The organism is Chryseobacterium sp. MMS23-Vi53, from assembly GCF_047651245.1.
Classification (GTDB): Bacteria; Bacteroidota; Bacteroidia; order Flavobacteriales; family Weeksellaceae; genus Chryseobacterium.
In genome coordinates this window covers 2,430,940-2,443,061 of record NZ_CP180265.1, presented here as the reverse complement: position 1 = coordinate 2,443,061, position 12,122 = coordinate 2,430,940, and the positions used below count along the sequence as shown (strand labels likewise).

The 12,122-nt window shown below is 34.1% G+C and carries 13 protein-coding genes; 9 read left to right on the top strand and 4 right to left on the bottom strand.

Translation table 11 applies throughout. The features are described 5' to 3' along the window. Positions 1-87 precede the first annotated feature (87 nt). Positions 88-528, bottom strand: a complete 441-nt coding sequence (locus ACKX2A_RS10790) for a DUF6646 family protein (RefSeq protein WP_415324524.1) — start codon at positions 526-528, stop codon at positions 88-90. A 103-nt stretch (positions 529-631) separates the two neighbouring features. Here ACKX2A_RS10790 and ACKX2A_RS10785 point away from each other — a divergent pair, with 103 nt between their 5' ends. Continuing rightward, positions 632-1,384: a nitrilase-related carbon-nitrogen hydrolase gene (locus ACKX2A_RS10785; protein ID WP_415324522.1), complete on the top strand. Its 753-nt coding sequence runs from the start codon at positions 632-634 to the stop codon at positions 1,382-1,384. Between the two features lie 145 nt (positions 1,385-1,529). On the opposite strand, the gene ACKX2A_RS10780 is transcribed toward ACKX2A_RS10785, so the two are convergent. From ACKX2A_RS10780 to ACKX2A_RS10770, 3 genes are all read right to left on the bottom strand, one after another. Continuing rightward, a complete protein-coding gene (locus tag ACKX2A_RS10780; protein WP_415324521.1) occupies positions 1,530-1,829 on the bottom strand; it encodes a thioredoxin family protein in 300 nt (99 codons plus the stop codon). A gap of 32 nt (positions 1,830-1,861) precedes the next feature. Further along, the gene (locus ACKX2A_RS10775; RefSeq protein ID WP_415329456.1) at positions 1,862-2,059 is read right to left on the bottom strand and encodes a rhodanese-like domain-containing protein; all 198 of its coding nucleotides are present in this window, start codon (positions 2,057-2,059) and stop codon (positions 1,862-1,864) included. 179 nt (positions 2,060-2,238) lie between these two features. Then, on the bottom strand, positions 2,239-3,648 hold the full coding sequence (locus tag ACKX2A_RS10770; RefSeq protein WP_415324519.1) for an MBL fold metallo-hydrolase: 1,410 nt from the start codon (positions 3,646-3,648) through the stop codon (positions 2,239-2,241). A 267-nt stretch (positions 3,649-3,915) separates the two neighbouring features. Between ACKX2A_RS10770 and ACKX2A_RS10765 the strand changes: the two genes are divergently transcribed. The 8 genes from ACKX2A_RS10765 to ACKX2A_RS10730 all read left to right on the top strand — a co-directional run bounded on the left by ACKX2A_RS10765 (position 3,916) and on the right by ACKX2A_RS10730 (position 12,100). Beyond that, entirely contained in the window at positions 3,916-5,442 is a 1,527-nt protein-coding gene (locus tag ACKX2A_RS10765) for a helicase HerA-like domain-containing protein (RefSeq protein ID WP_415324518.1), read from the top strand. 157 nt (positions 5,443-5,599) lie between these two features. Next, on the top strand, positions 5,600-6,823 hold the full coding sequence (locus tag ACKX2A_RS10760) for a PolC-type DNA polymerase III (RefSeq protein ID WP_415324516.1): 1,224 nt from the start codon (positions 5,600-5,602) through the stop codon (positions 6,821-6,823). Between the two features lie 23 nt (positions 6,824-6,846). Further along, a complete protein-coding gene (locus ACKX2A_RS10755) occupies positions 6,847-7,038 on the top strand; it encodes a DUF5808 domain-containing protein (protein WP_415324514.1) in 192 nt (63 codons plus the stop codon). A 152-nt stretch (positions 7,039-7,190) separates the two neighbouring features. After that, positions 7,191-8,393: a diaminopimelate decarboxylase gene (lysA, locus tag ACKX2A_RS10750; protein WP_415324513.1), complete on the top strand. Its 1,203-nt coding sequence runs from the start codon at positions 7,191-7,193 to the stop codon at positions 8,391-8,393. A gap of 180 nt (positions 8,394-8,573) precedes the next feature. Next, a complete protein-coding gene (locus tag ACKX2A_RS10745) occupies positions 8,574-10,307 on the top strand; it encodes a thiamine pyrophosphate-dependent enzyme (RefSeq protein WP_415324511.1) in 1,734 nt (577 codons plus the stop codon). Positions 10,308-10,455: 148 nt separating this feature from the next. Continuing rightward, a complete protein-coding gene (locus ACKX2A_RS10740; protein ID WP_415324509.1) occupies positions 10,456-10,947 on the top strand; it encodes a hypothetical protein in 492 nt (163 codons plus the stop codon). A gap of 18 nt (positions 10,948-10,965) precedes the next feature. Further along, positions 10,966-11,382, top strand: coding sequence for an energy transducer TonB (locus tag ACKX2A_RS10735; RefSeq protein WP_415324506.1), 417 nt, complete (start codon positions 10,966-10,968; stop codon positions 11,380-11,382). Beyond that, positions 11,360-12,100 (top strand): energy transducer TonB family protein, encoded by a 741-nt coding sequence (locus tag ACKX2A_RS10730; protein WP_415324504.1) that lies wholly within the window; start codon positions 11,360-11,362, stop codon positions 12,098-12,100. The genes ACKX2A_RS10735 and ACKX2A_RS10730 overlap by 23 nt, the downstream gene beginning before the upstream one ends. Positions 12,101-12,122: the final 22 nt, after the last annotated feature.

The following is a 12,122-nucleotide window of genomic DNA, read 5'->3' as shown; positions in this document are numbered from 1 at the left end:
AATTTGCAAAGGTAACAATTATCAAAACTATGCCAAATAAAAAAGCTCCCCGAAACGAGAAGCTTTGTCATATATTAAGATGATTTATTATAAATTGATGGAAACTCCGAGACTGCCATTGTTGCCGACTTCCGCAAAAACACCTATCCTGTCGGAGAAAAAGTATCTCGCTCCAATATGAGCCCCGATCCCGAAATCTTTTCCTAAAACCCCAACATCAACACCAGGATAAATGTCCAATTTTTCAGGCAGCTGTAAAGTTTCTTTTAAATGAAAATTGACTCTTCCGAAAACAAAAACCCTGTTGTCATCATCATTATCTTTATAATTTCCGAAGTAAGCATTCAATCCTGCACCCACTGAAATTAATTTATTTAAACCATAATCGTAAGTTCCTGTAATTCCCGTTCCATATCCCCAAGCACTTAGTCCAGCATTAATTTTTTGATCTCCTTTTCCAGTCCATGCTTGTGCTTTCACGGCAGTTCCGGCGAAAATTATCATGAACATAAAAATCAATTTCTTCATAAATTTTACTTTTTTACTATTATTACTAAAAAACATTCGCATCAAAAATAGAACCGAAATCGCAGGAAAATCGTATTTTTATTGAAGTTTTTTAACAAAGTTTATGAAAATCACAGGACTGAATTTAGATATCATCTGGAAAAATAAAACAGAAAATTTTCAATTAATAGAAAAGGAATTGCAAAATCAGGAAGCGGATCTTTTCCTGCTTCCGGAAATGTTTTCAACAGGTTTTTGTATGGATGCTTCTGAAGTTTCCGACAGAAATTTAGAATCTTTAGAATTTTTAAAGAAAATTTCGAAAGAAAAAAACGCTGCTTTTTGCGGAAGTGCTCCAGTAGAGGACAACGGAGATTTCTATAACAGAATGTATTTTGTACAGCCAGATTCTCAGGTTGATTTTTACGATAAAAGACATCTGTTTTCATTTTCTGGCGAAGACAAAGTTTATACTCCGGGAAAGAAAAGGATAATTGTAAATTATAAAGGCTTTAGGATATTACTACAAGTTTGCTACGATCTTCGTTTTCCTGTTTTTGCTCGAAATAATGATGATTACGACGCTATTTTATATGTTGCCAATTGGCCTGAAAAAAGAGTAGAAGCTTGGGAGCATTTACTGAAAGCCAGAGCGATTGAGAATCTGTCTTTTGTTTTTGGTTTAAATAGAATCGGAACGGATGGAAATAATCTTTTTTATCAGGAAAGTTCGCATTGTTTTTTCGCGGATGGAAAAGAAATTTCAGAGAAAAAAGACAATATTGTTTCCGCAGAATGGAATTTAGAAGAATTGAAAGATTTCAGAAATCACTTTCAGTTTTTAAATGATCGAGATTCGTTTTCTATTGATTTATAGTTTTTTCTCCCACCGATTTCACGGATTTTCACAGATGTTTATGCTAAATTTTATTTTTTCATATGAAAATATGCGCAATCATCTGTGAAAATCCGTGAAATCGGTGGGAAAATGAAAACAAAAAAACTGTGAAAAAATCACAGTTTTAAGCATATTGTTTTAAAAGTTGCGTGAGTGTATTCACATCATGCACACCGCTTTCTTTGTAAAGCATTTCTCCTTTTTTGAAGATCGCTAATGTAGGAACTCCACGCACACCGTATTGAGCAGCTAAAGTCGGATACTGATCCACATCAACCTTTATAATTCTGGCGCCTTCGCCAACGTTTTCTTTTACCGTATTCAAAACCGAAGACTGAACTTTGCAAGGCTGACACCAGGTTGCAAAAAAATCAATCAGAACCGGTCTTTCGGAATCTATTATTTCCTGAAATTTTTGTGACATAGCTTTGGTTTTTATTTAATTCAAATTAAACTTTAAAGAGTATGCTTCTGAATGGCTTTAATATTTTCGACACTTGTTCCGTCGTACACTTCAACTCCATTTTTCTTTAAAATCTTCACCGCTTCATCCGCCTGAATTCCTTTGTTGCAGAAAACGACCACTTTTTTTCCTTTTAAAGATGTTGGGTTTTTCTGAATTTCCGCTAAAGGAACGTTGATTGCATTTTCAATCGATCCATTCGCAAACTGCTCAGGAGTTCTTACGTCAACTAAAGTAACTTCAGGAATCGTTGATTAATTTTTTAACGCTAACATTCGAAACTGTTGCTGTATTCGCTGTTTTACAAGCAGTTAGTGCTAAGGCAGAAACCAGAATGATTCCAAAAATTTTTCCTCTCATTATTTATCTTTTACAATGTTTTTGACTGGCAAACAAAATCCGAAGTCGGGAATTTTTCTGTTTTTTTAATTCCGTTGAATCCTCCATCGATTTCAGTAAAGTTTCTGATTCCGTGAAAGTTAAGGATGCTGGCTGCGATCATGCTTCTGTACCCTCCTGCACAATGTAAGAAGAAGTGTTCAGAATCATCGATGGTTTTCACCCAGTCGCTGATGATGTCTAAAGGTCTATTGTAAGAATTATCAATATGTTCTGCAGAATATTCTGAAATTTTACGAACATCAATCACTTTTGAGTTTTCAGAAAAAATTTCGGCGAATTCTGCCGGAGAAATTCTTTTCACTTCATCTGTTTCTTTTCCGTTGTTTTTCCATGCTTCGAAACCACCTTGTAGATATCCAACTACATTATCAAACCCAACGCGGCTCAATCTTGTGATGGCTTCTTCTTGCGTTCCTTCTTCAACAATTAATAATAAAGGATGTTTAACATCAACGATTAGAGTCCCAACCCAAGGTGCAAAATCTCCTTTCAAACCGATATTTATAGAATTTGGAACAAATCCTTGGTGGAATTCTCCCGGACTTCTTGTATCTAAAATTAATGCCCCTGTTTCTTCTGCATACGCTTCAAAATCTTCAACAGAAATTGGCGTTAAACCTTTGTCCATTACAGTATCAAGACTTTCGTAACCTCCTTTATTCATGGCAACATTCATCCCGAAATATTTTGGAGGAGCTGTTAATCCGTCAAGAACTTCTTTGATGAAAGATTCTTTATCCGGTTGATTTAAAGCGTAATTTGTTCTTTTTTGATTTCCTAAAATATCAACAGTTTCTTTCTGCATATTTTTTCCACAAGCAGAACCTGCTCCATGAGCCGGATAAACTGTGATGCTGTCATCTAAAGGAATGATTTTAGAATGTAAACTATCATATAAAATTCCTGCAAGATCTTGCTGGGTAAGACTTTCTGCTTTTTGTGCAAGATCAGGTCTTCCAACATCTCCTAAAAATAGAGTATCTCCCGTAAAAATCGCAGTTTCAACACCATTTTCGTCAATCAGAAGGTAAGTTGTGCTTTCCATTGTGTGACCAGGAGTGTGAAGAGCTTTTATTTTTACTTTTCCAATTTCAAAAATTTGGTTGTCTTCTGCAATAATTGCATCAAACTCAGGTTGTGCAGTGGGACCGTAAACGATCGGAGCGCCTGTTTTTTTGCTTAAATCTAAATGTCCCGAGACAAAATCTGCGTGGAAGTGTGTTTCAAAAATATATTTTAAAGTTACGTTATCCTTCTCCAGTCGATCCAGGTAGGGTTTTACTTCTCTTAGGGGATCGATGATCACTGCTTCATTTTCTGATACGATGTAGTAGGCGCCCTGTGCAAGGCAACCTGTATATATTTGTTCAACTTTCATTTCTTCTGTAACAGTTTGTTATTTTCAATATACAAAAATCGTGTTTATTTTTTTAAAACACGCTAAAATAAAGAATCTATACTAATAGAATAAATCTATAAAGTTTTTAATTATTCTATTTTTAAATTAATATTTAAAAAATTCAAATTTCAAAATGCCAAAATATGCATATTTGCGCAGATTTATAGCAAAAACTTGACCAATAATAGTATTTGATGAATGAATATTTTCCAAAAAATTTTATATTTATAAGTTAAAAAATATCAAATGGCAGACAAGGCAAAATTTATTCAAGAACTAAATGCTAGATACACTCCAAAAGGAGATCATATTATATTAGGAAAAGGAATGTTGGATGGAGAGGTTGTTCCGGAAGTTAATGTTACGATTCCATTGAAAACCATTAACCGTCACGGTTTGATCGCAGGAGCAACAGGAACGGGAAAAACAAAAACATTGCAGGTTTTCGCAGAACAGCTTTCGCATCAGGGAATTCCTTCTTTGGTTTTGGATATTAAAGGAGATTTTTCAGGAATTGCAGAGGCAGGAACAGAAAATCCGGCAATTCAGGAGAGATATGCAAAAACTCAGCTTCCGTACAATCCGCAATCCTTTCCAGTTGAATTAATGACAATTTCTGGTGAAAGAGGTGTGAAACTAAGAGCAACTGTTACAGAATTTGGTCCGGTTTTATTAAGTAAAATTTTACAATTAAATGATACCCAGCAAAGTATCATGTCGATTGTATTCAAATATTGTGATGATAAAGGTTTGCCTTTAATAGATTTGAATGATTTAAAAAAAGTCCTTCAATATGTCACTGAAAATGCGGAAGGTAAAGCAGAATTATCATCAAATTACGGTTCGATTGCTTCGGCATCTTTGGGTGCGATTTTAAGATCAATTGTAGCTCTAGAGCAACAAGGAGCTTCTAGTTTCTTTGGTGAATTGAGCTTTGATGTTCATGATTTATTAGAAACAAGAGACGGAAAAGGAGTTGTAAATATTTTGAGAGTTGCTGATATTCAAAGTAAACCGCAATTATTCTCAACATTTATGCTTTCTCTTTTTGCAGAAATTTACATGACTTTTCCTGAAGAAGGTGATAGTGGAAAACCGAAATTGGTTCTTTTCATTGATGAAGCTCACTTAATTTTTGATGAATCTTCAAAAGCATTGGTTTCTCAGATCGAAACGATGGTGAAGCTGATTCGTTCTAAGGGAGTTGGGATTTATTTTATTACTCAAATTCCGGGAGATGTTCCGGAAGCAATTCTTTCTCAACTGGGTTTAAAAATTCAGCATGCATTGAGAGGTTTTACAGCGAAAGATAAAAAGGAAATTTCTAAAGCAGTCGAAAATTATCCTACAACAGAATTTTATGATGCATCCACATTAATTCAGAATTTAGGTATTGGAGAAGCATTTGTAACAGCTTTGGATGAAAAAGGAATTCCTACACCGCTGGTTCATACCTATTTAATTTCTCCCGAATCTAGAATGGATGTTTTGAATGATGCAGAGATTTCTGAATTAACAAACAAATCGGCTTTAGTTGCTAAGTATGAGAAAGTTATAGATAACGAATCTGCTTACGAAATATTAGTAAAAAGGATGGAGGAAGCGACTCAAAATGCTGCTCCAAATCAAAAATCTAGACCTGTAAAAGAAGAACCGGGAATGTTTGAACAGGTTTTACAAAGCAAAGCAGGACGAACTTTCACAAGCACATTAATGCGAGAAGGCGCAAAAGCAATTCTGGGAATGTTGGGGTTGGGCGGAAGAAAACGTTAAAAATTAGTTAAAATTTATTATTTTAGCAGAGTTGCCTTTGTATATCAATGACAGATGGATTGCTCATGTGGATTATGGTATTTAATTTGTTAAAGTTTTAATAAGAACTTACGGCAATCATTAAAATTAATCTTAAAAAGAAGTTGTATAAATTTAAATGTATTCGATAATTGACATAGAAAGTAATGGTGCAGGTTACAGAAAAGAATGCATTATTGATGTTGCTATTTACAGGTACGATGGTCAGAAAATTGTTGATCAGTTTATTTCGCTTGTAAATCCGGAAAGTGATATTACACCTTTTGTGCAAAAATTGACCAATATTACCCCGAAAATGGTGAAAACTGCACCCAAATTCCACGAAATTGCCAAAAGAATTGTTGAGATTACTGAAAATACAACGTTGGTTGGTCACAATATCGATTTCGATTACAGAATGCTTCGTCAGTCTTTCCAAAGACTTGGTTATGAATTTAAAATCAATACTTTAGATACAATTCCGTTAGCTAAAAAACTGATTCCGGATGAGGTAAGCTATTCTCTAGGAAAATTGGTGAAATCTTTAGGGATTCCATTGACTAATCACCACAGAGCAGATGGAGATGCAAGAGCAACATTGGAGTTATTTAAACTTTTAGTTTCAAAAGATGTTGAAAATGAGATCATTCAAAAACAGCACGACGAAACCAATGCGAAGACTTACATCAACAAAATCAAGATATTAACGCAGGATCTTCCTAATGAAAAAGGCTTTGTTTATTTTCAGGACGAAGCGGGAAGAATTATTTTCTCAGATCATGTTCAGGATATTAACAAGTTTTCGAAGAAAGTTTTTAATTCAAAATCAAAAAAATGGGAAATTATTCAACAAGGTGTAGAGCAGATCAATTATGAGCTTACCGGAACGGATATTATTGCCAAGCTGATATTGAATTCAAAAGGAATTAAGAAAAGAGATACACTTCCATTTGGGCTGTATCATCGAAATGAAAAGTACGTTGTTGAAAAAAATAAGTTGAATAAACTTGAGAAACCAATTTTGAAATTCAGGTCTTTCACGCAAGGTTCGAAAGCTATTCAATTTATTGGAAATATTGAAGAATACAACGATATAGAAGTTTTCAAAAAGAAAATCGATTTCAAAAAAAGAAATGAACTTTGGCTTGGACAGGGGCGAAAGTTGGGAGAAAAGCTGTTTTTAATTATAGAAAACGGGAAAGTTGCTTCATATGGTTTTTATGAATTATTTACACAAATCCAGACATTAAGCAAACTTTCAAAGTTGAAAATCGACCTGCTTTATCAGTCTACGGATTTAAATAATGAATTGCAACTGGCTTTGCTCCGAGGTGATTTTGAAACGTTGCCATTGCCAAAATAATCAGATATTCAAAAATTTTAATAATGAATAATACCAACAAACCATCTTTTTGGAAATTCGGATTGTTTTATTTTAACAAAGAAGATCAAAGAATTTTCCCTCCGAAAAGATTTGGTTTGGGCTGGACAGTGAATTTCGCAAATCCTGTTTCTATCATTGCGTTTTTAATGATTTTAACTGTAATTGTTTTAATTGGGAATTTTTTAAAACAATAGAATAAAAATCTTTAAAATTATTTTAAAAAGCATATTATTCTGTTAAATTCAAATTAAAAGAATAATCTTCTATGTGTTTGATTTAGAATTATAAACAATTTCTTACTACCTTTGCACTTTCTTAATCAAAAAAGAAGTTTACTTAATTAATTATGAATTCAAAAGAATTGTTACAGATTGCCAATGAGTTTGGCACGCCGGTGTATGTTTACGATGCTGAATCTATTAAAACTCAATACGAGAAACTTACATCTTCTTTTTTAAAACACACAAAGTTCTTCTATGCTGCGAAGGCGTTGACAAACATCAACATCCTGAAGTACGTCAAGAACTTGGGTGCTTCTTTGGATTGTGTATCAATTAATGAAGTGAAACTTGGATTAAAAGCAGGATTTCCGAAAGAAAAAATATTATTCACTCCCAACTGTGTAGACTTGGCTGAAATCGAGGAAGCCATGACGTTTGGAGTGCATATCAACATCGATAATATCTCCATTCTTGAGCAATTCGGGAATAAATACGGAAATACTTACCCAATTTTAGTAAGAATCAACCCGCATATTTTTGCTGGTGGTAACTATAAAATTTCGACAGGACATATCGATAGCAAATTCGGTATTTCTATTCATCAGGTTCGTCACATCGAAAGAGTGATGAAATCTACCAACCTGAATGTGGAAGGTCTTCATATGCATACGGGAAGCGAGATCAAAGATCCGGATGTATTCTTGCAGGCTTTGGATATTATGCTTGAATTATCAGAGCATTTCCCGAATCTGAAATATCTGGATATGGGAAGTGGTTTCAAAATCCCTTACCAAGATACTGAGGAAGAGACCGATGTGAAAACTTTAGGTAAAAAAGTAGAAAAAGTAATTTCGGAATTTTCTAAAGCTACAGGTAAAAAATTCGAGCTTTGGTTTGAGCCTGGAAAATTCCTGGTTGGAAAAAGTGGATATCTTTTAGTGAAAGCTAATGTGATCAAGCAAACCACGGCTACGGTTTTCGTAGGAGTAAATTCAGGATTCAATCATTTGATTCGTCCGATGTTCTACGATTCTTACCATCAGATTGAAAATTTATCGAATCCAAAAGGTGCGGAAAGAATTTACACAGTAGTCGGAAATATTTGTGAAACAGATACTTTTGCATGGGATAGAAAACTGAACGAGGTAAGAGAAGGTGATATTTTGGTTTTCAGAAATGCCGGAGCTTATGGTTTTGAGATGAGTTCAAATTTTAATTCAAGATTAAAACCTGCCGAAGTGTTATTCTTAGACGGAAAAGCACACTTAATACGAAAAAGAGACGAATTTGAGGATCTTTTGAGAAATCAAATCGAAGTAATCAATTAAAATACAAGAACTCTGCAAGAAATTGCGGAGTTTTTTTATGAACTTAAGTTAATTTTAATATTAAAGAATCTTTAAAATATTTATTATTCCCTAAATTTGAATGAGGCTAAATTTAATGAAGCCTTTCAATCCATATTCACATCCGTTTTTTCTAAAATTTAAACACCAAAAATATTAATTATGGCTAAAAATATAGCAGAGCAAATTGTTGAAATGCTCGAAAATGCCAATGTGAAAAGAATTTATGCAGTTACGGGCGACAGTCTCAATCATTTAAACATTGCCGTAAAAAAAAGCAGCATCGAATGGATTCATGTAAGACATGAAGAAGTTGGAGCATATGCCGCTGCGGCAGAAGCTGAACTTGACGGTTTTGCGGTGTGTGCAGGAAGTTGTGGGCCGGGACACGTTCATTTGATTAACGGAGTTTACGAAGCGCATCGTTCTCATGTTCCAATGTTGGTGATTGCTTCCACAATTCCGAGCGAAGAAATGGGAATGGACTATTTTCAGGAAACGAATACCATAAAATTATTTGATGATTGCAGCCATTACAATCAAATGATTACGAGACCGGAACAGGTTCAGAGAACTTTACAGGCGGCAATTCAGCATGCGATTTCCAAAAAAGGAGTTGCTGTAATCGGTCTTCCGGGCGATGTTTCGGAATTGGATGCCGAAGAAGCAACGACATCAAATAAAATATTTAAAACAAACCCAATTATTCGTCCGTCTGATGATGAATTGAATCAACTGGCAAGCTTAATTAATGAAAGCCAAAAAGTAACCATTTATTGTGGAATCGGTGCGGAAAAATCAAATGCTGAGGTTGTAGAATTATCAAAACTTTTAAAATCTCCTGTTGGATATTCTTTCCGTGGGAAGATGGCAATTCAGCCTAATAATCCTAATGAAGTTGGTTTAACGGGGCTTTTGGGACTTCCTTCCGCATATCATGCGATGCACGAAGCAGATTTGTTGATTCTTTTGGGAACGGATTTTCCTTATCAGAAATTTATGCCTGTTAAAAATAAAATCGTTCAGATTGATGAAAGCCCAGAAAGATTAGGCAGAAGAGCAAAGCTTGAGTTGGGATTGACGGGAGATGTGAAGGAAACCATCAAAGCTTTATTGCCTTTGTTAAAAGAAAAAACGGATATTCATTTCTTAAATCAACAATTGGAATTTTATGGAAAGGTAAAAGAGGCTCAATTGACGTATGTAAAAGATTTCGGAACGGAAAATGCCATTCAACCCGAGTTTGTGGCACATACTTTAGATAAATTAGCTAAAAAAGATGCGATTTTCACAGTAGATACAGGAATGTGCTGCGTCTGGGGCGCTAGATATATTACCGGAACAGGTGAAAGAAAAATGTTAGGTTCATTCAATCACGGTTCGATGGCAAATGCAATGCCGATGGCGATTGGGGCTTCTTTGGCTCATCAGGACAAACAAGTAATTGCAATGTGTGGAGACGGCGGTTTGTCGATGTTATTGGGAGATATGGCAACGATTTTTCAGTATAAATTGCCTGTCAAATTGATTGTTTTCAATAACAGAGCTCTAGGAATGGTAAAATTGGAAATGGAAGTTGGCGGAATGCCCGACAATGAAACAGATATGATTAATCCTGACTTCGGAATGATTGCGCAGGCAATGGGCTATCCCGGAAAAAATGTTCACAAACCTGAAGACGTTGAAGCCGCGATTAAAGAATGTCTGGATTATAATGGACCTTATTTGTTGAATATTTTCACCAATCCAAATGCGTTGGCTTTACCTCCGAAAATTGAATTCGATCAGGTTATTGGAATGACAAAATCTATGGCGCAGTTAATGCTTGGCGGAAAAATGGAAGAAGCTTTAGATACCGTAAAAACGAATTATAAACATATTAAAGGATTATTGTAGGGAATAATTTTTTAATTTATCCTTAAAAATCATCCTTAAAGCTCGTTCAATTTTAATTTAAAAAATTTAAAGAAACTTCTTATTGGAAAGGAGTTTCTTTTGATTTTTTGGCATAATTTTGTGTGTTATTTCCATTAAAATAAATCCTATGAGAACATTAATATTACTGGCAGGACTTTTCGTATCGAATTTTGCTTTCGCTCAGCAAAATAATGACGTCGAGGAAAGAGATGATAATTTTCTAACAGAAAATAATAAAAATATTCTTAAAATAGATATCAAAGAACCATTGTTTCAGGTTGCTGTTAAAAATTGTAACGATTTTAAAGCAGCAAGCTTCGAAGGCGGAATTCCGGTATATAAAGAAACGTTGAGAAAATATATGTACGATTATTTGAATACAGATTTTTATGTTCTTAATGGAGATTTTACGTTTACACTTACAGTGGATGAAAAAGGAAAAGTGACTAAAATTGAAGGAACTCCAAAAGTTGCCAACAGTGAAGTTTTCTTTGATGATATGAAATATGTGGTGAGAAGAATCAAGAAAAATTGGATTCCTGCAACTTGTAACGGACAACCCGTAACATCACAAATTAAGATTAAAATGAATTTGTCTGCGATTGCAACAGATGTATAAAACGATTTTTATTTAACCATGAAAAAATATCTTTTAATTCTATCTTTATTGCTTGTAAGCGGTAAAGTATTTTCGCAGGAAACTGCAACTCAAACTCAACAAACATCATCAAATTACCAGAAAGCCGAATTTCCGGGCGGCGATGAAGCTTTCCGAAAAGAATTCATGAATATGGTTCATGCTTATATCGATCATTCTTTATATGCTTTTCAAGGAAAAATAACTCTTGTTTTCAATATAGATTCTAAAGGAAAAATTAATAATATTGATGTTCTTCCCAAATTCAAAGACAGTGAAATGTTTATCGATGATATAAAATACGCTGCCAAAAAAGTAAAAGGAAAATGGAAACCTGCAATCAAAAACGGCGCTCCTGTTGATTCTAAATTTGTAATGAAAATTAATTTTAGCCATGATGTTTATGATGCTGGGTAGGAAAAGAATATTATTATTTTGTCTGATTTTTATTTCCTCTGCTTTTAATGCGCAAATCCTTGAGAGTTATCCTAATGGAACAGAGTTTTATAAAGGAGGGAGGGTCGAATTTTATAGGCAATTCCATGACATACTTTTAAAACAAAAACTTAAACCATGTGATGATAAAAATGAATTTTATCATTTGGAAGTTGTTGTATATCCTGATGCTACAATAAAGTTTGTAAAACAAGATAGCTCTAAGTTTTCAAATTCTAAATGTACCTATGATCTTACTAGAGTTGTTTTAAAATTTATGAAAGATTGGAGTCCTGCTGAAGTAGACGGTAAAAAGGAAGCCGCATTGGTAAAGATACCTATGTTCGCGGATGATTTATTTGAAAAATATGTCGATTCTTATCTGCCTGAAATGTATTCTACAGTTCCGGAATACGAAGGAGGAATTCAAGAGTTTAGAAAAAAAGTTGCCAATAGCATTGATACAGGAAGGTTTGTTGCAAAGACGTCAGTGAGATTTACGGTTGAGACAACATTTGCAATAAATGCTGAAGGTAAAATGGAGGATGTAAAATTATCACGAGAAACTGATAATAAAGAATTTAATGAGATGATTCTAACAGCAATAAAATCTATTAAAAAGAAATGGAAACCTGCGACTTATCATAATATACCTGTGAAATATCATTTTAGGCTTCCTTTAACATTTAACTTTGATTAATCTCCTGACATTCTGTCACAAT